Raw genomic sequence first — 19,157 nt, 5'->3', positions numbered from 1 at the left:
GCGCGCCTGCACAAGACAACCAAAAAGGAAAACACCCATGCCCATCGACTTCCGCCGCTCCTGGAGCGATGAAGACCTGGACCTCTACCGCGACAACGTGGTGCGCTTCGTCGAAACCGAAGTGCTCCCGCACGACGAGGAAGCCCGCAAGCGCGGCCACGTCGGCCACGAGGTCTGGCGCAAGGCCGGCGCGCTCGGCCTCCTGTGCGCCGACATCCCCGACGACTACGGCGGCGCCGGTGGCGACTTCCGCCACGAGGCCGTGGTGTACGAGGAGATGTCGCGCCGCGGGCTCACCGGCATGGCGACCTCGGTGCACGCCATCGTGGCGCACTACATCCTCAACCACGGCGCCGAGGAGCAGAAGCAGCGCTACCTGCCCCGCATGGCGAGCGGCGAGATGGTCGGCGCCATCGCCATGACCGAGCCCGGCGCCGGCTCCGACCTGCAGGGCGTGCGCACCCGTGCCGAGAAAAAAGATGGCGGCTACCTCATCAACGGCTCGAAGACCTTCATCACCAACGGCTATCTCGCCGGCCTGGTGCTGGTCGTGTGCAAGACCGACCCCGCGCAAGGCGCCAAGGGCACCTCGATCCTCATCGTCGAGACCGAGGGCTGCAAAGGCTTTCGCGTGGGCCGGGTGCTCGACAAGATCGGCATGAAGGCGCAGGACACCTCCGAGCTCTTCTTCGACGACGTGCGCGTGCCCGCCGATGCACTGCTCGGCGGCCAGGAGGGGCAGGGCTTCTTCCAGCTCATGAGCGACCTGCCGTACGAGCGCACCATCATCGGCGTGAGCGCGCTCGCGGCCATGGAAGGCGCCTACGAGGCCACGCTCGACTACGTGCGCGACCGCAAGGCCTTCGGCAAGCCGATTGCCGAGTTCCAGAACACCAAGTTCAAGCTCGCCGAGATCGCCACGCAAATCAAGGTGGGCCGCGCCTTCATCGACCGCTGCGTCGAAGACCTCGTGGCCGGCCGGCTCGACACCGCCACCGCCTCCATGGCCAAGCTCTGGGGCACCGAGGCGCAGGGCCGCGTGATGGACGAATGCGTGCAACTCTTCGGCGGCTACGGCTACATGAACGAATACATGGTCGCGCGCATGTACGCCGATGCGCGGGTGCAGCGCATCTACGGCGGCACCAACGAGATCATGAAAGAGGTGATTTCGCGGGCGCTGTGAACGTCCGGCGGCTGATCACTAACTAATCAAGTCAGCCGGCGGATTTCAGCCCGCGCGATTTCGCGGTGATGGTACGAAGGCGAGATGCCGATGAACCGCGTGTAGCGCTCCACCGCGGCCACCGTGTTGCCCGTGTCTTCCAGCTCCAGCGCTTCGAGCATGAACTGGGTGAAGAGCTTGTTGGCGTCGGCCTCGCGGTCGGACGCCGCCAGCGTCTTGGGCCGCAGCTCGGGCCGCACCGCGAAGATCTTGCGCTGCACTTCCATCACCTCGAGGAGCGCGCGGCCGATGCCCTCGATGTTCTCTGCGATCGGCTCCAGCTGCGCATCGCGCACCTCCGTGGCGGCCTGGTCAAGCAGATGGGAAGCCACCCGCAGCAGCTGATGAAGGGGTTTGAGGTTCGTCATGGCCGGGCCGTCTGGCCACCGGCCCTGTGCTGGAAGGAGAGTTCGGGCCGTAGTGCCTGCGACGGGGCTTGCGGTTGCGGTTGCAGTCGCTCTTCCGCATCCTTGAACTTCTGTTCGAGCTGGCGCGCGCGTTCGGCAATGGCGAGGCTCTTGGCCATGTCGTAGCCGTGTTCCTTCACCGAGAAGGCCTTGCACACGCTGCCCTTTCCCGCGGTGAACGTGGTCGCCAGCCAGTAGCCCGGATGACCTGCGTTGGGCATCTTGAACTGCACGCCGCTCACGCCGCTGGAGTTGGTGCAGCGCGTGATTTCGGACTTGGAGCGCTTGGTGACGCGCGGCCCCGGCGGCTGCAGCGTCAGGCCCTGGCGAATCGCTTCTTCGGCCGGATGCAGCCGCGCCAGGCCCGACATGCGGGCCAGTTGCTTTTCGCGCTCCTCGATGGCGAGCGCCAGCGCCCCGCTGCCCACCGCATCGACCGGGAAGTCGGTGCGCAGGATCTCGTCCTGCCCGATGTAGGTTTTTGCGACCCATGCCCGCACCCGTCCGCCGGACGCGACCTGGCAGAAGACGCCGGAGACGCCCGTCGTGTTGTTGGCCCGCAGTTTCTCGGCCCGCGCCCGCCGCGCCACCGGCGGCACGCTGCGCACGACTTCGTCGCGCCAGTCCTGCGCCTGCAGCAGCGCCTGCTCCAGGCCGCCATAGCTGGCCTTGCCGAACTGCCGGTAGTAACGGGTGCCGTTGCGCACGAGCGAGACTTCGAAGCCCCAGGGGCGAGGGGCGATGCCGTACATGGCGGCGGGGTTGGGGATACCTCTGGGCATTGCTCGACGTACGCCTGTGCTGTTCTGACAGGGATGCTAGGAAATGCGGGGTGGGGGCGGTATCACCGATTTCCGTAGTCCTGAGATTCCGAGATCGCCAAGGCGCGTCGGGGTAGCAAGGGTGCGCATCCAACGTGTGCAGCGTCATCCCGATGCGTGTTTTTTTGAAAGGCAGATTATTTTTTGGCCAAATTCGCTATTTGTTTTTCACTTTGGCCGGTGGCATATCACGAACTTCCATATTCATTTCTGCCGCTTGAGGTGCTGTGATGTACGCTAAAAAGTGCTCGGTAAGCATTGAAGAATCAAGAAAAAACTTATTTCCATGGCTGCTGAAATTTGCAAATCCGAGTAAGCATTTGATATCTGCAGATATCTATGGGTTTTTGGGGCGACGAGGTGCTGGATAAAACGGAAGAGAAGAAAGAGGAATTTCGAATTAAAGCAAGGGTGAATTTCGAGATTGATTTGCTCGCCGGAGCATATGCATTGTCCGGGTGCTGGAAATAAAAATTGCCGATTTTGAGTAATAGAATTTTATTCTTGGGAGATCAAATGAAGAGGGCTGCATATGCTGTGCTATTTGGGTTTTTCGGATTGATATCTGTCTGCATCGCCATGTTCGTCGCAGGTCGAATAAATATGGAGGGTCTGTTCCCGGACAGATATCTGGATGGTTGCTGGGAGGCGGATCGTTGCCGAATTCCCTCGTGGTACTGGATTGGCGTTGCCTTTTTTATAACTTCTCCAATAATGGTGTTTGCATATCGCGGGTATTATTTGAGTAAAAATAGAATTTCGATTGCTGACATGACGAAGCAAATCGCGATATTGTTTCTAATGACCGTGGGATTTGGGGCCATTGGTCGGGTAATTGCCTTTATTGCGAAGACCGTATAGCGTCGTGCATTACGGGTCTTGGAAATTCGGGCGCACCAATGAATGCGGGCTCCGCTTCGTGATTGCGGCGATTTCGTGAGTGTGAATCGCGGAAAAATCAGCCAAGAAAATCGCTATGCGTCCGCCGCGAAATTCAGGGTAATGGCGTGGGGCGGCTGATTACCGAATCACGCCCACCTTCCGCGCAATCGCCACGGCCTGCGTCCTGCTCTTCGCATCCAGCTTCATATTGATATTCCGCAGGTGCGTCCGCACCGTGCTGTCCGACACGAACAATTTCTCCGCCATCGCATTGTTCGAATACCCCTCCGCCAGCAGCTGCAGCACCCGGATCTCCTTGCGCGTCAGCGGCTCCTTGATCGAATCGCCAGCAGCACCCGGCGCCGCCGCTTCCGCATCGACCGCCGCCATCGGCCCCATCGCCTGCAGCAGCCGCTGCAGATAGTCCGCAAGGATCGGGTCGCCGCGCGTCGAAGCAGAAGACGAAGCAGCCGCCTCCTGCGCCGCCGCATTCGCATACCGCTGCACCAGCATCCCCACCGCCGGCCCTTCATCGAGGATCAGCCGCATGAAGCCCTCCTGGCTCGCCGTCTGCAGCACGGCACTGACTTCGTCGATCGCAGCAGCGACATCGCCCGCGCGTTGCAGCGCCATCGCGCGCAGCACGCGCAGCTTGAGCACGCGGCGATAGCGGTTCGATGCGATGGCCGCGTGCATCTCGGCATCGAGCACCGTCAGCGCTGCGCGCGCGTCGCCGAACGCGATTTCCCAGCGCGCCTTCGCCAGCGCCAGGTAGTCGAGGTCGTGCGCGGGCAGGCGCTGGCGTCGCTCGCGTTCCCACAGTTCCGGATCGTCTGCACGCAACAACTCATCGCGTGACGCGGGCCCGTTGCCCTGCAGCAGCAGCATGCGCGAGCGCTCCAGCTTCGCGCCGGCCACCACGCGGGGCAGTTGCCGGTGGTGCCCGAGGTATTCGAGCTCGGTCAGCGCCTGGACGGCGGCGTCGATGTCGCCCGCATGGAATGCGATGCGCGAGCGCATCACGTGGCTCAGGATCATGTGGTCCGGCAGGCCGACGTCGCGCGCGAGCGGCAGGTACACGTTCAGCAGGTGATCGGCCTGCGGCAACTGGTTCGACTCGTACACCACGCCGGCGTACAGCACGCCGGCCCACGCGTTGCCGTGGCTGTGGTTGTAGGACACGGCATGCGTCGTATCGACGGCCATGCGCAGCCGCGCGGTCGCCTGGCGCAGCCGGCCTTCGTGCAGGTCGAACAGGCCCGCGAGCGACTCGGTGTACATGCGGTTGAAGGTGCTGTTGCCTTGCTCGCGCCGCGCGGCATCGAGGAGGCGCTGCGCCTCGCGCTGGTCGCCGCGCACGGCGAGGATGTGCGCCATCGCATTGAGCAGCACGCTGTCGGCAAACGCGAGGCCGGTCGGCAGCCGTGCGAGGCAGGGGCCGCCGACTTCATATGCCTCGTCGTGCCGGTCCTGCATCGCGAGCAGCAGCGGCACGAGGGTGTGCGCACTCGCCCGCACTGCGGGGATCTCGCTGTCGAGGCAGCCCGATTGCTCGAGCATCTGCATCGCCTCCCACGGCCCGTGCGTGAAGCAGGTGGCCCAGAGCGCGATGGGTTGCAGGAACGGGTGCGCGCGCAGTTGGTGTTCCGGAATGGCGGAGAACCAGCGCGCGAGCATGCGCATGCGGCCCTGTTCGAGGAACTGCCCCGCGTAGCTGTCGAGCAGCGTCAGCGCATGCGGATGGTCGCCGCCTTCGATGGCGTGGTCGATGGCGGGCACGGGCCGGTCGTGCGATTCGTACCAGCCTGATGCCGCGAGGTGCAGCCGCTCGATCTCGCCGGGTTGCTCCCGCGCGAGCTGCGCACGCAGGAAGTCGGCGAACAGGCTGTGATAGCGCCACGCGCGGCCGTCGCCGCTCACGGGCGTCAAGAAAAGATTGGCCGCGGCCAGTTGTTCCAGGATGGCTGCGCAGTCGATGCGCGGGTTGAGCGCCTGGCACACCGAGGCGTCGAGCTGGCGAAGGATGCTGGTGCGCAGCAGGAAGTCGCGAATCTCCTTGGGCTGGTGTGCGAGCACGTCTTCGGCCAGGTACTCGGCCACGGCGCGGTCGGAGCCCGAGAAGCGTTCGACAAAACCGGTTTCGGTGCCGTGCCGCTCCAGCGCCATCGACGCGAGCCAGATGGCGGCCACCCAGCCTTCGGTCTTGCGGTGCAGTTGCGAGAGCAGGTCGGCCGGCAGCGTCTGCAGGCCGTGCGATGTCTGCTGCGATGCGTGGGCCTGCCGCAGGCCGAAGAAGGCGCTGGTTTCCTCCAGCGTGAAGCGCAGGCGGTCGGTGTCGATCTCCATCAGCTGGCCGCGCGCGCGCAGCCTCCCCAGGCTCAGGTCGGGCAGGCTGCGCGAGCCGATCACGATCTGCCCGCGGCGCGGCAGCTGCTCGATGATCTCGCGCACGAGGCCGAGCACGGCGGGCTCCTGCACCACCTCGAAGTCGTCCAGGAACAGGGTGAAGGGCGCGTCGTGCGCGGCCAGTGCGGCGACGGCGTCGAAGGGGCCGTTGGTGCGGGGCTCTTCCACGCCCAGCCGCTGCGCAGCTTCGGCCAGGCAGTTGAGAAAGCGCGAGACGTCGTTGTCGGCACGGTCCAGCGTGAGCCAGGCGGTGGCGGTGCCTTGCGCCTCCATGCGCTCGCGGATCTGCGCCATGGCGGTGGTCTTGCCGAAGCCGGCCGGTGCGCGCACGAGCACCAGCTTCGCGCCCGCCGCGGCAATCGCCTCGCCGATGGCGGTGCGCGGCACCTGCGTGGCCACGAAGGCCGGCGGGTTGAGCTTGGTCTCGAGAATCCTGGGGGAGGACGGGGGAGGAAGAGAAGAAGCAGGAGACGGCATCGCAAACGGGGAGTGAGCGCCTTGAAATTCCGTCGCTTCCGACGATTCCGGCGGGTGATTCTGCTGCCTAAACTGGTTTTCGAACAACCTTCCGGAGACACCCCAAGATGCAACTCGATGCCAGTATTTCCGCCGTCGTCACCGGCGCCGCCTCGGGCCTGGGCGCCGCCACCGCGCGCCGCCTGGCCAGCCACGGCGTGAAGGTCGCGCTGTTCGACCTCAACGAGGAGCAGGGCGAGGCGCTCGCCAAGGAGCTGGGCGGCGTGTTCTGCAAGGTCGACGTGACCTCCGAAGAGCAGGTCGATGCCGCCTTCGCCAAGGCCCGCGCGGCACATGGGCAGGAGCGGGTGCTGGTCAACTGCGCCGGCACCGGCAATGCAGTGAAGACCGCGAGCCGCGACAAGGCCACGGGCGAGATCAAGCACTTTCCGCTCGCCAACTTCGACCGCATCATCCAGATCAACCTCGTAGGCACCTTCCGCTGCATCGCCAAGTCGGCGGCCGGCATGTTGACGCTCGACATGCTGCAGGACGGAGAGCGCGGCGCAATCGTCAACACGGCCTCGGTGGCCGCGCAGGACGGGCAGATGGGGCAGGCGGCCTACACCGCGTCGAAGGCCGGCATCGTCGGCATGACGCTGCCGATTGCGCGCGACCTGATGAGCGAGGGCATCCGCGTGAACACGATCCTGCCGGGCATCTTCGACACGCCGCTTTTGCAGGGCGCGCCGGACAACGTGAAGGCGGCGCTTGCGGCCTCGGTGCCGTTCCCGAAGCGCCTGGGCAATCCGGCGGAGTACGCAACGTTGGCCGAGCTGATGATCACCAACGGCTATTTCAATGGCGAGAGCGTGCGGCTGGACGGTGCCATCCGCATGGCGCCGCGGTAAGACAATCTTTCGCAAACCAACGACTGGAGACCCGAATGCCTGAAGCCTTTATCGTCGCCGCCGCCCGTACCGCAGGCGGCCGCCGCAACGGCCGCCTGTCCGGCTGGCACCCCGCCGACCTCGCCGCGCAGGTGCTCAACGCGCTGGTCGAGCGCACCGATGTCGATCCGGCGCAGGTCGAAGACGTCATCATGGGCTGCGTCGGCCAGGTCGGCGAGCAGGCCTCGAACATCGCGCGCAACGCGGTGCTGGCCTCGCGGCTGCCCGAGTCAGTGCCGGCCACCTCGGTCGACCGGCAGTGCGGCTCGTCGCAGCAGGCGCTGCACTTCGCGGCGCAGGCCGTGATGTCGGGCAGCATGGACATCGTGATCGCCGCCGGCGTCGAGAGCATGACGCGCGTGCCCATGGGCACGCCGAACATCCTGCCGATGAAGAACGGCCTGGGCTTCTACGTGAGCCCGCTCATGCAGAAGCGCTACCCCGACATCCAGTTCAGCCAGTTCACCGGCGCCGAGATGATCGCGAAGAACTACGGCATCGAGAAATCCGAGCTCGACGCCTACGCGCTGCGCAGCCACCGCAACGCCATCGCCGCGACGAAGGCGGGCCTGTTCGACACCGAGATCGTGCCCGTGGCCGCGCGCCTGAACGACGGCACCGAGCCGGGCGACATGCACACCACCGACGAAGGCATCCGCTATGAAGCCACGCTGGAGAGCATCGCCGGCGTGAAGCTCATCGCCGAAGGCGGCCGCTGCACCGCGGCCACCGCGAGCCAGATCTGCGACGGCGCGAGCGGCGTGATGGTGGTGAATGAGCGCGGCCTCAAGGCGCTGGGCGTGAAGCCGCTCGCGCGCATCCACCACATGAGCGTGATGGGACACGACCCGGTGATCATGCTGGAGGCGCCGCTGCCAGCGACGCAGCGCGCCTTGAAGAAGGCAGGCATGAAGATCGAGGACATCGACCTGTACGAGGTCAACGAAGCCTTCGCACCGGTGCCGCTGGCCTGGCTGCAGGCATTGGGTGCCGATCCGGAACGCCTGAACGTGAATGGCGGCGCGATCGCTCTGGGTCATCCGCTGGGCGCCTCGGGCACCAAGCTGATGACCACGCTGGTTCACGCGCTCGCGCAGCGCGGCAAGCGCTATGGGCTGCAGACGATGTGCGAAGGCGGTGGCATGGCGAACGTGACGATCATCGAGCGGCTCTGAGCGAGGACGGGCGGCGGCCCGCGCGAGAACGGCATACGGAATCGCGTTCGATCTTGCCAAAACCGTTCGGGCTGAGCTCGTCGAAGCCTCGCGCGGCGCTTCGACAAGCTCAGCGTGAACGGATCTCTACTCTTTCGAACGCGACCCGGTATCAGGCCTGCCAGGCCTTCAGCGCGGCCCGCAGGCACTCCTCGAAACCGCGCTCGACGCGCGACGGATTCACCGACTCGATGCCCAGCGCCTCGTGCGTGACGCCGTGCTCGCCCGAGCGCTGGTCGTAGGAAGACACGTGGTGCACCTGCCGTGTCGCCGCGAAGGCGCGCAGCGTGAAGACCGACTCGCGCGAAGCGAGGTCTTCAAGCTTCACACCGGCGACCGGCGAGAAGCGCACCGAGATGTAGGGCTTGTAGGGGTTGGCGAGGTCGTCGTCGACGAGCGCATCGTGCCGTGAGGCGACGAGGTCGGAGGCGAAGGCGTCGAGCAGCGGTCTCACGCCTGCTTCGACCCGCGCCTTGAACTCCGAGAGAAATGCATCGCGCGCGACCTGCGTATTGACGGCGGCCGCCGCCTTGCTGGCGGCACGTGCGGCGATCGCGGCCTTGTGTTCTTCGATTGCTTTTTTGACCAGCGACATGGGTGCTTCGGGTGTCTGCGTTCGCGTTCGCCCCAGGGCGCCGAAGGGTCGGCGCAGGATCGGGGGCGGGTTAGGCCCAAGTGATTCCAGACGGAAAAATCGGGCGCGGCGACTGTAACGGCGCGGCTCGGCCGGCCCACGGGCAAAGGCAAAAAGTATCGGTTGGCGATACTGAAGGTAGCAGTCAGCGGTTCACGCGCCCCGGGAAAACAGCCGGAACGGGGAACTCAGCAAGCAGCCGAGCCACAGCGATGCGAGCCCGTCCGATGCCTTGTCGTGCCAGCCGTGCTTGTCGTCCCACAGCAGCGCGTCGTCTTCGATCTGCACGCTCCATTTGGCATCGGCGAGCACTTCGCGGCGAATGCGGTTGAGGCAATCGACCCAGTGGCGCGCGCCCTTGTGCATGGCGAACGGCTTGTTGTCGGGAAGGGCTGTGGCACCTGACAGCACATCGTCGCCGGTGAGCCGCGACGCCTCGTAGAGAGTGAAGCTTTCCCAGTTGAGGCCCTTGTTGGTATGGGCATAGCGCTCGATCTCTGCGGTGACGTCGAACGCCTGCACGATCGCGTCGATGCGCTGCGTTTCGATGGGGGTCAGCGGTGTGTTTCGCTTCGCGGTGTAGTAGATGCTGAAGCCCATGGTGCGATGCCCTGAATGTTGGTGGTCCGACGCAGATGATGGCAGCCAGCCCATTGACCAGCCACAGGTGTCGTTGTCGAAGTGCAGATGCAGCATCGCGCGGCGGAGCGGAAAGACGATGCGTTTGCGACGCCGAGCGCCAACGTCACGCAAACGGATACGGCCCGTCCATCTTTCCGATATGGCTCACGTGGCTCACCATGCCCTCTGCCTCATTCCACAGATGCAGCATGCAACCCGGCCGCCCCAGGTACGACGCGGGTGCCGCATCCGGCGCCAACTGCAGCGCGATCTCGGTCGTGCTGCTCGGGCATGAACAGACGACGGTACCCGCCCAGCGCTTGAGCATCGTGCGATGCACGTGCCCGCAGAGCACGCGCTCGATGTTGCCGACGCTTCGCACGATGGCTTCGAGCGGCGCGGTATCGATGTACCGATAGCTGTCCATGTACGGAATGCCGCTGGTGAACGGTGGGTGGTGCAGCATCAGCAGCGTCGGCTTCTCGCGGTCGGCTTCGAGCGTGCGTTGCAGCCATGCGAGGCCCTCGGCATCGACGTGGCCGTGGTGAAGACCGGGAATGCAGGAGTCGAGCGCGACGATGCGCACCGGGTGCGTGTCGATGCAATAGTGCAATGCGCCCGTCGCGGGCAGGTAGGCGTGGTCCGCGAAGGCGGTGCGGAAGTTCTCGCGATGGTCGTGGTTGCCGGGGATGACGAGGTAAGGAATCGAGAGCTTTGCCAGCAGGCGGCGGGCTTCCGCGTATTCCTCAGAGCGACCTTCATCGACGAGGTCGCCCGTCAGCAGCACCAGGTCGGGCCGCCGGTCGAGCGCATGCAGGTGCGCGATGGCCTCTTCGAACATCCGGTTCGAATCGACCACGCCCTGGTACAGCTGGCCGGCGGGCCGAACGTGAGGATCGGAGATCTGGGCGATGAGCATGAAAGGGAGTTCCGAGGTTTCCTCCGGCCAAGCAGGATTCGTTCCCTCCGCCGATGTCCGTCAATCAGATGCCGATGAATTCGGCCACTTCATCCAGCGGCGCGCGCTCCGTCACCAGCGCATCCAGCGGCTTGCTCCGGTCCGCGTAGCCGATGGCCATGCCGGTGAACAGCATGCGCTCGGGCGGCAGCGCGATGAACTTGCCGATGGTCTGCGGGTACATCGCCCAGCATTCCTGCGGGCAGCTGTCCAGGCCCTCGGCGCGCAGGAGCAGCATGACGTTCTGCAACATCATCCCGAGGTCGGACCACTGCGGCCGGCCCATGCGGCGGTCGACCGTGCAGAACAGCGCGAGCGGCGCGCCGAAGAACTGGTAGTTGCGCGCAAACCATTCGCGCCGAGCCACCTTGTCCTCGCGCGGAACGCCCAGGCGCGCATACATCGCCTCGCCGACCGCGAAGCGTCGGTCGCGATACGGCGCAACGAGCTCGCGCGGGTAGATGTCGTATTCGGTGCCTTCGCCGGTCGGCATTTCCTGCACGCGGGTGCGCATGATCGACTTGAGTTCGTCGAGCCGCTCGCCGCCCACTACATGCAGGTGCCAGGGCTGCAGGTTGCCGCCCGATGGTGCGCGCAAGGCTTCCTTCAGCACGCGGCGGATGGCGTCGGGCGCCACGGGCGTGCTCAAAAATTCGCGCACCGATCGACGGCTCGCAATGGCTTCGTACACGTTCATGCTTTGGCTTTCATTTCGGAAGAGGGCGGGATGGATTCATCTTGAACGAGGCCCATGCTAGGGACAACCCCGGGGTGCTCAATCGTCCGTTCCGACGATGTGGCGTGCGAAGGCTGCTGCCTACGATGCAGCCGGCCGCTGCATGAGATTCCCGTTGGCGCACAGGAGACAAGAACATGTTCGGATTGATGCAAGAACGCCCGCTGTTGATCTCTTCGCTGATCGACCATGCGGCCACCTTCCACCCGCATGCCGAGGTCGTGGGGCGCACGGTGGAGGGGCCGGTCCATCGCACCAATTACGGGGAGGTGCAGCGCCGCTCGAAGCAGGTGGCCAACGCGATGAAGGTGCTGGGCATCGAGCCCGGCGACCGCGTGGGCACGCTCGCATGGAACACGTACCGCCACCTCGCGCTGTACTACGGCGTCTCGGGCTCGGGCGCGGTGCTGCACACGGTGAACCCACGGCTCTTTCCGGAGCAGATCGACTACATCGTCAATCACGCGGAAGACAAGGTGCTGTTCTTCGACTCCAGCTTCGCGCCGCTGGTCGAGCAGCTCGCGCCGAAGTTGAAGACCGTGCGCGCCTTCATCGCGATGACCGACCGCGCGCACATGCCCGCCATCGATGTGCCGAACCTGCTGTGCTACGACGAGCTCGTCGGCGCGCAGAGCGAGCACTACGCCTGGCCCGAATTCGATGAGCGCACGGCCTCGTCGCTCTGCTACACCTCGGGCACCACGGGCAACCCCAAGGGCGTCTTGTATTCGCACCGCTCCACCGTGCTGCATTCGCTGATGGAGTGCGCGCCCGACACCTTCGGCGTCAACTCGCAGATGACGCTGCTGCTCGCGGTGCCGATGTTCCACGCCAATGCATGGGGCATGCCGTATGCGGCCGCGATGACAGGCATGAAGCTCGTGATGCCCGGTCCGCACATGGACCCGCAGAGCCTGTACGAGCTGATGCGCGACGAGAAAGTCGGCTTCTCGCAGGCCGTGCCGACCATCTGGCTCATGCTGTTCCAGTACTTCGACGCGCACCCCGAGATCGACACGCACGCCATCGGCTTGAAGCGCATCGGCGTGGGCGGTGCGGCCACGCCGCGCGCCATGATCGAACGCTTCGAGCGCGACTTCGGCGCCGACTTCGTGCAGGGCTGGGGCATGACCGAGACCAGCCCCATCGGCGTGATCGGCAACCTGCTGCCCAAGCACCGCGCGCTATCGAAGGAGGAGCAGACGACGGTGAAGATGAAGCAGGGCCGCGGCGTGTGGGGTGTGGAGATCAAGATCGTCGGCGAGGACGGCCAGCGCCTGCCGCACGACGGCAAGGCCTTCGGCCACCTGCATGTGCGCGGGCCGTGGATCGCGAGCGGCTACTTCAAGGGCGAGGGCGGATCGGTGCTCGATGCCGAAGGCTTTTTTCCGACGGGCGACGTGGCCAACATCGATGAAGACGGCTACGTGCAGCTGGTCGATCGCGCGAAGGACGTCATCAAGTCGGGCGGCGAGTGGATCTCGTCCATCGACCTGGAGAACGCAGCGAGCGCGCACCCGGCCGTGGCGGAGGCCGCGGTGATCGGCATCGCGCATCCGAAGTGGCAGGAGCGGCCGCTGCTCATCGTGGTGAAGCGCGCAGGCGCGGAGGTGACCGGCGAGGAACTGCTCACTTTTCTTTCGACGCGCGTGGCGAAGTGGTGGCTGCCGGACGACGTGGCCTTCGTCGACAGCCTGCCGCATACAGCCACCGGCAAGCTGCTGAAAACGAAGCTGCGGGAAATGTTCAAGGGATATGTCGCGGCGAAGTCAGTTTGATGACTTGTTCGTTTTTTCTGTGGACAACTCTGTGGGTTGCCGGAGGAGGGCGCCCTTCAAAGCGAGCATTGACGGGCCTTCCCACCACGTTGCCTGTTGAATGAGCAGCCCTTCGGCCGGCGGGAAATGCCGGCTGCGCAAATCGGCGGGTTCGGGCTCGGCATAGGGGGAAATCCTCAGCAGATTTCTTGTGCGATACGCGGCGGTCTTGGGTAACATCGCCGGCCGTTCGTGCGCGGTGACCGGCGATTCATCTCTTGCAACGTCGCTCAGTGCTTGTGCTCGCCATGCGCGGCTGCAGGCTTGGCCGCGCTGTTGAGCGCGCGCACCGGCGCCTTCACCTCCAGCGTTTCGCGCTTGCCGTCCTGGCCTTCGAACACCAGCGTGAGCGGCACCGTGTCGCCTTCCTTCACCTGCTGCTTGAGGTCGAGCAGCATCACGTGATAGCCACCGGGCTTGAGCTCCACGGTCTTGCCCGCGGGCAGCACGACCGAGGGCACCTGCCGCATGCGCATCACACCGTCTTGCATCGCCATTTCGTGCACCTCGACGACCGGCGTCACGGGCGAGCTGGCCGAGATGAGCTTCGTGTCCTTCGCGGCGCTGATCTGCATGAATGCGCCGGTGGCCTGCTGCTGCGGCACGGTCGCGCGGACCCACGCCTCCTTGACCGTGACTTGCGCGTGCGCAGTAGCCACGAGGAACGAAGCGGCGGAGAGGGCGAGGATGCGGGCGATGGGGGTCATGTTCGTCATGAGAGAAATCTCCTTGGATGTGAATGGATCGGGTTGAACTGAAGTTCAGGCGGTCGTCTTGAGAATCTTGCGCAGGTCTTCGGCGCATTCCGGCGCGCCTTGTTCGTGGCGCAGCACCAGCCGGATCTTTCCTTGCGGGTCGTACACATAGCTGAAGGCCGAATGGTCCATCGTGTACGAAGCGCCGGTGGGCACTTTCTTGTAGTAGGCCTTGAAGGCCTTGGCCGTTTCGCTGGTTCTCTGCAGGTCGCCGTAGAGGCCGATGAAGCTCGGATCGAAAGCATTCGTGTAGGCCTTGAGCACGACGGGCGTGTCGCGCTCCGGATCGACGGTGACGAAGATCACCTGCAGGCGCTCGCCGTCGGCGCCGAGCATGTGGCGAATCTCGGCGGCTCGCAGCAGCGCGGTGGGGCAGACGTCGGGGCATTGCGTGAAGCCGAAGAACAGCATCACGGCCTTGCCCTTGAAGTCGGCCACGGTGCGCTCGCGGCCGTCGGGGTCGGTCAGGCGAAAGTCCTGCGCGTAGTTGGCGCCGGTGATGTCGATGCCGTTGAAGCTCACGGGCAGTACCTTGTCGCAAGCGGCGAGGGACAGCGCGGCGAGACCGCCGCCGGCAATGAGCAGATGGCGGCGTGAAAGTTGTCGAGGTCGTGTCGTGTGCATGAAAGCTCTCTCTGGCGGTCGCGCGAACGCGAGCGCATGAATGGCGGGAACGCGCGATGTGCGGCAACCACCATCGAGGCGGCATCTCACATGCGCAGGAACCGGAAGCGAATCAGCAGAGAGCGGGAGGCCCGCGCGCCGGCGGCGGCGCTGCGGTGATGGCGGCGATGTGCGTGTGCGCAACCGGCGCGGCCGCGTGGACCTCGGGCACGACGGCTGGCAGCGAGACGCCGGGTGCTGCGGGCGGTGCGCCGCCGAGCACGCACAGCGGGCAGTCGAGGTGACCGCTGCCCAACTCGTGCGCGCCGTCGTCGGTGTGCACGATGGCCTTGACCGAACCGCTGGCCGAGCAGACCAGCTCCATCGACACCGGATGCACCATCGGCGAGGCAATGGCTGCACCGAGCGAGAGCGCGAACCACAGCAATGCCCAGCGGATCAGCGGCAAGCCCGGACGCCGCAAGACCGCGTGGGCTGCGTGCCTGTTCGATGCGGCGTGGAAGGGCGTGGGCATTGGCGCGGATTATCGGCGACGGGTACGGCCGGGGCATGTGCCTGCACTTCGCGGATGAAAGGGCTTTGCTTATGCTCGTGGACATGGACCATCAACTTCGAATCTCCACCGCGATCGAGGACCTGGACGTGCCGCTCATCCATCGCTTCCTGTCGGAAGAGTCGGCATGGGCGCGGCAGATTCCGATCGAGACCGTGCGCACGTCCATCCGCAACTCGCTGAACTTCGGCGGCTTTCTGGGCGAGTCGCAAGTCGCGTTCGCGCGGGTCGTGTCCGACTTCGCGACCTTCGCTTACCTCGTCGACGTGTTCGTGCTGAAGGAACATCGCGGCAAGGGTTGCAGCGCGGCGCTGATTGCGGCGGTGACGGCTCATCCGCAATTGCAGGGGCTGCGGCGCTTCATGCTGGCAACCGGCGATGCGCACGGGCTCTACGCGAAGTTCGGCTTCACGCCGCCGTCGCGGCCGCAGACGCTCATGGAAAAGTACGTGCCGGATGCCTATGTGCGCGTGCCTTGAACGGATCGTGCGAACGCGTGTCCAGGCCCCGGCCTAGGTAGCTTGCGGTTGCGCTTACAAGGCCTGATAACCGAGGCCGTTTACGATTTGGTCACAATGCTGGCATGCCAAACATTGCATCCATCCTCAAAGCCGAAATCTCACGCGTTGCCAGGAAAGAAGTGCGCGCGGAGATCGACATCCTCAAAAAGGCATCCGCCAACCATCGCGCCTCGATTGCTGCATTGCGTCGACAGGTGAGTGCGCTGGAAAAGGAATTGCGACGCGCCGCCAAGGGCTCCACGCGGCGCGCACCCGCCGAAGATTCCGATGAGGCGGGCGAGGCCGGTCCGAAGCGGCGGTTCAGCGCAACGCGGCTGGCTGCGCACCGCAGCAGGCTCGATCTCTCCGCGGCGTCCTACGGAAAGCTCGTGGGCGTATCGGGCCAGACGATCTATCACTGGGAGCAGGGGAAGGCCCGGCCCCGTGCGGCGCAGCTCGAGAAGCTCGCCGCGGTCAGAGAGCTGGGCAAGCACGAGGTGGCCGAGCGGCTGGAAGCTGCGTAGAAGGAAGCATCTCCCGTCCAGGGCGATTGATTGGCAGGATCTACGGTTTCTCGGTCCTTGTGATGCACGTTGGATGTCCGTAGGCTCACGGTTTCGAAAGGAAGAACCATGAGCACCAACACAGTCAGGTTGCATCGCGTCCTTGCCGCAAAACCCGAAAAGGTCTATCGGGCATTTCTCGACGCAGACGCCAAGGCGCGGTGGCTGCCGCCCAATGGCTTCACGGGCAAGGTCCACGAGATGGAGGCCAAGGTGGGCGGCAAGTACAAGATGTCGTTCACGAACTTCACCACGGGCAAGAGCCATTCGTTCGGCGGCGAATACCTGGAACTCGTGCCGAACGAACGGCTGCGCTACACCGACGTTTTCGACGATCCGAACCTGCCGGGGAAGGTTCAGGTGACGGTCACGCTGAAACAGGTGTCGGTCGGCACGGAACTGAGCATCGTCCAGGAAGGGCTGCCCGAGGTGATCCCGGTGGAAGCCTGCTATCTCGGCTGGCAAGAGTCGCTGCGGAATCTCGCGAGGCTGGTGGAGCCGGAGATCAACGAGTAGCGGGCGCCGCGCAGTCGTCTGTCGGCCAGACGAAAAAAAGCCCTAAGTAGTTGATCTACTTAGGGCTTTTGGCCTTGGCGGAGAACCGCTTCGGCAGTGTTGGTGGCTCTTCACGGATTCGAACCGCGGACCTGTGGATTATGATTCCATCGCTCTAACCGACTGAGCTAAAGAGCCGTTTCAGCGTTTTGCGCTGAGCCCAAAATTATAGCCCAGTCCGCGGGACCAGTTCAACCACCCGCCGGCAGCTGCCCAATTCTTCCGTCACCAGCCGCACAATTGGCCAGACCCAGCGTCTGGACCGAGTAGTTGGAAACATCGGCTGCGTCTCCCGAATCCGGTCTGCTCGCAAGGGTTCGGGATTAAGCCGCGCGACTTTTTTCCCGGTGGCGAACCCCGATGCCCTCCGCCGCCCGTACAAGCTCAGGTGAAAATCCGCCGATGTCTGCGCTCCCACGCGCCCCTTCCGCCAAAGCCGCCACCGAGCGCGACGCCATGCCCGACGATCAGTTGATGCTGGCCTACGCCCACGGTGACGCCGCCGCGTTCGACGTGCTCTACGCGCGCCACGAGGGCGGGCTGTTCCGCTTCGTCAAGCGCCTCTTGGGCGCGCGGCTCGCGGCGCAGGCCGACGAGGTGTTCCAGGACACCTGGGTGCGGATCATCTCGGCGCGCGCGAGCTTCTCGCCGCAGGGCGCCGCCTGGCGCACCTGGGCTTTCACGATCGCGCACAACCTTGCGATGGACCGCCTGCGCGTGAGCGGCCGCGAGGTGACGCTCGACGCGCATCCGGACGACGACGGCGACGCCATACCCACGCTCGACCGGGGCGTGCGCGGCGCGGTCGATGCCGCCGCGCATCCGTCCGCGGAGGAGCTCGCCTTCTGGCGCGCCGCCGGGCGGCGGCTGCTGGCCTGCCTCGATGAATTGCCGGTCGACCAGCGCGCCGCATTCCTGTTGCACCACGAAGACGGCCTGACGGTCGAGGCGCTGGCGGCGAGCCTGGAGATCGGTTTCGAGACGGTGCGCAGCCGCCTGCGTTACGGCTTGCAGAAACTGCGTGGGTGCATGGAACGCTACCTGTCGGTGCTGGAGCAACGCGCATGAGCAACGACATCGAGCTCCACGACAACGGTGATGGGGACTTACGCGACCCGGCGCTGCGCCGCGCGCTCGACCATGCGCCCGATCGCGATGCGACGCCCGATCCGCGCACGCGCGATGCGATCCGGAAGATGGCGCACAACCTCGCCGCTGCGCCCACATCGGCGTCGGCATCCGCCGCCAATAACGCGAGCGCCGCGCCCTGGTGGCGCCGGCTGTTCGGCGGCGGCGACACCCGCGCACGCATGCCCTGGAATGCGGCCTTCGCCACCGTGCTCGTGGCCGGCTTCGTGACCGTGCTGTGGCACCGCGAGCCGATTCCCGATGCGAGGCTCGACGGCGAGGCGAAGGTCGCCAGCGCACCGGCGCCGGCACCCGCCGCAGCGCCGACGCCGCCCGCGGCGGAGACTGCATCCAGCCCCGCGATCGTTGCGCAGCAGGCACCCTCCGCGGCGGAAGCCCCTCCAGCTCCCGCGCGCGATGCGGTCAGGGAAGCGCCAGACCGCGCGATAGCGGATGCCGCCCGCAAGCCCGCGCCGGCGACTGCTCGCAAGCAGACAGAAGCAGCACCTGCGCCTGCCCCAGAGGTGAAGTCGGCGCCTCCGGAGCCGGCGCCTGCTCCGGCCGAAGTGCAATCGGCGGCAGTACCTCTCCCTGCGCCGCCAGCCCCCGCTGCTCCAGTTTCTCCACCCGCACCTGCGATAGCGCCTGCGCCACCGGCACTCGCGGCGGCCGCGCCGGGCGCCGCCGAGTCGGCTGCACGCGCGCGTCAAAAGAGCGAAAGCGCGCAGGATGAAAAAGAGCAGGAGCGGCGCAGTGCCTATGCCGCAGCACCACCCGCGTCGTCGGTCGCACCTGCTCCCATCGCGGTGCCCGAAAGGGCGTCGCCTGCGGTGGTGGCGGCTGCACCACGAGCACCTGTTGCGCCCGTGCCTTTGCAACGGGAACTGCCGGCCAACGCATCCGGATCTATTGCGCGGGGAGGCAGTCCGAATGCCGACGTCTCGGGCGCCCTGCGCGACACGGCCCCGCCGCGCGCTGCCACTGCCAAGGCTGCCAGGTCGCCGACGGGTGCTTCGGCGTTCTCTGCGCTTGACCGCTGGACGTCCTTCGATCTCATGCGTGCAGGCCTGGGCGTGCAGCACGCACGCGGCGACATCGAAGGGCTGGCGGCATTGGTGAACACGGTGGCCCGCTCGGCCACGACGGCCGACATGCAACTGGCCGCACCGGTCGAGGCGCGCCTGTCGCTCTATCAGGGTGGCACGGTGATCGCCGTGCTCGAGATCGCGGGCGACCAGGTGCGCTGGACACCGCAGCCCGGCGGCACCGCAACGGTCGGCACGCCACCGGCACCGGCGCTCGCCGCATTGCGGGCGCTGCTGACGCGCTAGTTATTTAATAGCTGCGCGCCG

Annotated in this window: 20 protein-coding genes and 1 tRNA gene; 9 read left to right on the top strand and 12 right to left on the bottom strand. The window is 65.6% G+C overall.

Going from position 1 to position 19,157, the window contains the following annotated elements; genetic code table 11:
• Nucleotides 1–37: 37 nt before the first annotated feature.
• Nucleotides 38–1,186 (top strand): acyl-CoA dehydrogenase family protein, encoded by a 1,149-nt coding sequence (locus VARPA_RS26295; RefSeq protein ID WP_013543630.1) that lies wholly within the window; start codon nucleotides 38–40, stop codon nucleotides 1,184–1,186.
• Between the two features lie 26 nt (nucleotides 1,187–1,212).
• On the opposite strand, the gene VARPA_RS26290 is transcribed toward VARPA_RS26295, so the two are convergent.
• The 3 genes from VARPA_RS26290 to VARPA_RS26280 form a co-directional block, all read right to left on the bottom strand.
• Complete coding sequence (locus tag VARPA_RS26290) at nucleotides 1,213–1,593, bottom strand: hypothetical protein (protein ID WP_013543629.1); 381 nt, start codon at nucleotides 1,591–1,593, stop codon at nucleotides 1,213–1,215.
• Nucleotides 1,590–2,414 (bottom strand): hypothetical protein, encoded by an 825-nt coding sequence (locus tag VARPA_RS26285; protein ID WP_013543628.1) that lies wholly within the window; start codon nucleotides 2,412–2,414, stop codon nucleotides 1,590–1,592. Before VARPA_RS26285 ends, VARPA_RS26290 begins: the two co-directional genes overlap by 4 nt.
• A 1,059-nt stretch (nucleotides 2,415–3,473) precedes the next feature.
• Nucleotides 3,474–6,218, bottom strand: coding sequence for a LuxR C-terminal-related transcriptional regulator (locus VARPA_RS26280; RefSeq protein WP_013543627.1), 2,745 nt, complete (start codon nucleotides 6,216–6,218; stop codon nucleotides 3,474–3,476).
• 107 nt (nucleotides 6,219–6,325) lie between these two features.
• Here VARPA_RS26280 and VARPA_RS26275 point away from each other — a divergent pair, with 107 nt between their 5' ends.
• Entirely contained in the window at nucleotides 6,326–7,108 is a 783-nt protein-coding gene (locus tag VARPA_RS26275; RefSeq protein WP_013543626.1) for an SDR family NAD(P)-dependent oxidoreductase, read from the top strand.
• A gap of 35 nt (nucleotides 7,109–7,143) precedes the next feature.
• On the top strand, nucleotides 7,144–8,322 hold the full coding sequence (locus tag VARPA_RS26270; RefSeq protein WP_013543625.1) for an acetyl-CoA C-acetyltransferase: 1,179 nt from the start codon (nucleotides 7,144–7,146) through the stop codon (nucleotides 8,320–8,322).
• 151 nt (nucleotides 8,323–8,473) lie between these two features.
• Here the strand turns inward: VARPA_RS26270 and VARPA_RS26265 are convergent, their stop codons facing one another.
• The 4 genes from VARPA_RS26265 to VARPA_RS26250 form a co-directional block, all read right to left on the bottom strand.
• The gene (locus tag VARPA_RS26265; protein WP_013543624.1) at nucleotides 8,474–8,956 is read right to left on the bottom strand and encodes a hypothetical protein; all 483 of its coding nucleotides are present in this window, start codon (nucleotides 8,954–8,956) and stop codon (nucleotides 8,474–8,476) included.
• A gap of 192 nt (nucleotides 8,957–9,148) precedes the next feature.
• A complete protein-coding gene (locus VARPA_RS26260) occupies nucleotides 9,149–9,691 on the bottom strand; it encodes a hypothetical protein (RefSeq protein WP_144299048.1) in 543 nt (180 codons plus the stop codon).
• Between the two features lie 49 nt (nucleotides 9,692–9,740).
• Nucleotides 9,741–10,535 (bottom strand): phosphodiesterase, encoded by a 795-nt coding sequence (locus tag VARPA_RS26255; protein WP_013543622.1) that lies wholly within the window; start codon nucleotides 10,533–10,535, stop codon nucleotides 9,741–9,743.
• Between the two features lie 64 nt (nucleotides 10,536–10,599).
• Nucleotides 10,600–11,271, bottom strand: coding sequence for a nitroreductase (locus tag VARPA_RS26250; protein WP_013543621.1), 672 nt, complete (start codon nucleotides 11,269–11,271; stop codon nucleotides 10,600–10,602).
• Nucleotides 11,272–11,447: 176 nt separating this feature from the next.
• On the opposite strand from VARPA_RS26250, the gene VARPA_RS26245 reads away from it, so the two are divergent.
• Nucleotides 11,448–13,088 (top strand): 3-(methylthio)propionyl-CoA ligase, encoded by a 1,641-nt coding sequence (locus VARPA_RS26245; protein ID WP_013543620.1) that lies wholly within the window; start codon nucleotides 11,448–11,450, stop codon nucleotides 13,086–13,088.
• Here VARPA_RS26245 and VARPA_RS31460 read toward each other — a convergent pair.
• The 4 genes from VARPA_RS31460 to VARPA_RS26230 all read right to left on the bottom strand — a co-directional run bounded on the left by VARPA_RS31460 (nucleotide 13,080) and on the right by VARPA_RS26230 (nucleotide 15,020).
• Complete coding sequence (locus VARPA_RS31460) at nucleotides 13,080–13,307, bottom strand: hypothetical protein (RefSeq protein WP_167330561.1); 228 nt, start codon at nucleotides 13,305–13,307, stop codon at nucleotides 13,080–13,082. The two genes, VARPA_RS26245 and VARPA_RS31460, sit on opposite strands and share 9 nt — an antisense overlap.
• Nucleotides 13,308–13,357: 50 nt before the next feature.
• Nucleotides 13,358–13,843, bottom strand: a complete 486-nt coding sequence (locus VARPA_RS26240) for a copper chaperone PCu(A)C (protein ID WP_013543619.1) — start codon at nucleotides 13,841–13,843, stop codon at nucleotides 13,358–13,360.
• A 45-nt stretch (nucleotides 13,844–13,888) separates the two neighbouring features.
• Complete coding sequence (locus VARPA_RS26235) at nucleotides 13,889–14,506, bottom strand: SCO family protein (protein ID WP_013543618.1); 618 nt, start codon at nucleotides 14,504–14,506, stop codon at nucleotides 13,889–13,891.
• Between the two features lie 112 nt (nucleotides 14,507–14,618).
• Complete coding sequence (locus VARPA_RS26230; protein WP_013543617.1) at nucleotides 14,619–15,020, bottom strand: DUF2946 family protein; 402 nt, start codon at nucleotides 15,018–15,020, stop codon at nucleotides 14,619–14,621.
• A gap of 83 nt (nucleotides 15,021–15,103) precedes the next feature.
• Here VARPA_RS26230 and VARPA_RS26225 point away from each other — a divergent pair, with 83 nt between their 5' ends.
• From VARPA_RS26225 to VARPA_RS26215, 3 genes are all read left to right on the top strand, one after another.
• Nucleotides 15,104–15,538 (top strand): GNAT family N-acetyltransferase, encoded by a 435-nt coding sequence (locus VARPA_RS26225; protein ID WP_144299047.1) that lies wholly within the window; start codon nucleotides 15,104–15,106, stop codon nucleotides 15,536–15,538.
• A gap of 104 nt (nucleotides 15,539–15,642) precedes the next feature.
• On the top strand, nucleotides 15,643–16,083 hold the full coding sequence (locus tag VARPA_RS26220) for a helix-turn-helix domain-containing protein (RefSeq protein ID WP_013543615.1): 441 nt from the start codon (nucleotides 15,643–15,645) through the stop codon (nucleotides 16,081–16,083).
• A gap of 108 nt (nucleotides 16,084–16,191) precedes the next feature.
• On the top strand, nucleotides 16,192–16,638 hold the full coding sequence (locus VARPA_RS26215; RefSeq protein ID WP_013543614.1) for an SRPBCC family protein: 447 nt from the start codon (nucleotides 16,192–16,194) through the stop codon (nucleotides 16,636–16,638).
• A gap of 100 nt (nucleotides 16,639–16,738) precedes the next feature.
• On the opposite strand, the gene VARPA_RS26210 is transcribed toward VARPA_RS26215, so the two are convergent.
• Nucleotides 16,739–16,815: transfer RNA gene (locus tag VARPA_RS26210), tRNA-Met, on the bottom strand.
• 264 nt (nucleotides 16,816–17,079) lie between these two features.
• Between VARPA_RS26210 and VARPA_RS26205 the strand changes: the two genes are divergently transcribed.
• Together VARPA_RS26205 and VARPA_RS31770 are read left to right on the top strand one after the other, a co-directional pair.
• On the top strand, nucleotides 17,080–17,745 hold the full coding sequence (locus VARPA_RS26205) for a sigma-70 family RNA polymerase sigma factor (protein WP_041943062.1): 666 nt from the start codon (nucleotides 17,080–17,082) through the stop codon (nucleotides 17,743–17,745).
• Nucleotides 17,742–19,136, top strand: coding sequence for a hypothetical protein (locus tag VARPA_RS31770; RefSeq protein WP_234974860.1), 1,395 nt, complete (start codon nucleotides 17,742–17,744; stop codon nucleotides 19,134–19,136). The genes VARPA_RS26205 and VARPA_RS31770 overlap by 4 nt, the downstream gene beginning before the upstream one ends.
• Nucleotides 19,137–19,157: the final 21 nt, after the last annotated feature.

It is taken from the genome of Variovorax paradoxus EPS (assembly GCF_000184745.1).
GTDB classification, from domain to species: domain Bacteria; phylum Pseudomonadota; class Gammaproteobacteria; order Burkholderiales; family Burkholderiaceae_C; genus Variovorax; species Variovorax paradoxus_C.
The sequence above is the reverse complement of the archived record's forward strand: the minus strand, read 5'-3'. Positions and strand labels throughout refer to the sequence as shown.

Bases quoted from the DNA above. Each gene is read 5' to 3' on its own strand.
- VARPA_RS26295 (WP_013543630.1), top strand. From the start codon at position 38: ATGCCCATCGACTTCCGCCGCTCCTGGAGCGATGAAGACCTGGACCTC.
- VARPA_RS26290 (WP_013543629.1), bottom strand. From the start codon at position 1,593: ATGACGAACCTCAAACCCCTTCATCAGCTGCTGCGGGTGGCTTCCCAT.
- VARPA_RS26285 (WP_013543628.1), bottom strand. From the start codon at position 2,414: ATGCCCAGAGGTATCCCCAACCCCGCCGCCATGTACGGCATCGCCCCT.
- VARPA_RS26280 (WP_013543627.1), bottom strand. From the start codon at position 6,218: ATGCCGTCTCCTGCTTCTTCTCTTCCTCCCCCGTCCTCCCCCAGGATT.
- VARPA_RS26275 (WP_013543626.1), top strand. From the start codon at position 6,326: ATGCAACTCGATGCCAGTATTTCCGCCGTCGTCACCGGCGCCGCCTCG.
- VARPA_RS26270 (WP_013543625.1), top strand. From the start codon at position 7,144: ATGCCTGAAGCCTTTATCGTCGCCGCCGCCCGTACCGCAGGCGGCCGC.
- VARPA_RS26265 (WP_013543624.1), bottom strand. From the start codon at position 8,956: ATGTCGCTGGTCAAAAAAGCAATCGAAGAACACAAGGCCGCGATCGCC.
- VARPA_RS26260 (WP_144299048.1), bottom strand. From the start codon at position 9,691: ATGCTGCATCTGCACTTCGACAACGACACCTGTGGCTGGTCAATGGGC.
- VARPA_RS26255 (WP_013543622.1), bottom strand. From the start codon at position 10,535: ATGCTCATCGCCCAGATCTCCGATCCTCACGTTCGGCCCGCCGGCCAG.
- VARPA_RS26250 (WP_013543621.1), bottom strand. From the start codon at position 11,271: ATGAACGTGTACGAAGCCATTGCGAGCCGTCGATCGGTGCGCGAATTT.
- VARPA_RS26245 (WP_013543620.1), top strand. From the start codon at position 11,448: ATGTTCGGATTGATGCAAGAACGCCCGCTGTTGATCTCTTCGCTGATC.
- VARPA_RS31460 (WP_167330561.1), bottom strand. From the start codon at position 13,307: ATGTTACCCAAGACCGCCGCGTATCGCACAAGAAATCTGCTGAGGATT.
- VARPA_RS26240 (WP_013543619.1), bottom strand. From the start codon at position 13,843: ATGACGAACATGACCCCCATCGCCCGCATCCTCGCCCTCTCCGCCGCT.
- VARPA_RS26235 (WP_013543618.1), bottom strand. From the start codon at position 14,506: ATGCACACGACACGACCTCGACAACTTTCACGCCGCCATCTGCTCATT.
- VARPA_RS26230 (WP_013543617.1), bottom strand. From the start codon at position 15,020: ATGCCCACGCCCTTCCACGCCGCATCGAACAGGCACGCAGCCCACGCG.
- VARPA_RS26225 (WP_144299047.1), top strand. From the start codon at position 15,104: ATGGACCATCAACTTCGAATCTCCACCGCGATCGAGGACCTGGACGTG.
- VARPA_RS26220 (WP_013543615.1), top strand. From the start codon at position 15,643: ATGCCAAACATTGCATCCATCCTCAAAGCCGAAATCTCACGCGTTGCC.
- VARPA_RS26215 (WP_013543614.1), top strand. From the start codon at position 16,192: ATGAGCACCAACACAGTCAGGTTGCATCGCGTCCTTGCCGCAAAACCC.
- VARPA_RS26205 (WP_041943062.1), top strand. From the start codon at position 17,080: ATGTCTGCGCTCCCACGCGCCCCTTCCGCCAAAGCCGCCACCGAGCGC.
- VARPA_RS31770 (WP_234974860.1), top strand. From the start codon at position 17,742: ATGAGCAACGACATCGAGCTCCACGACAACGGTGATGGGGACTTACGC.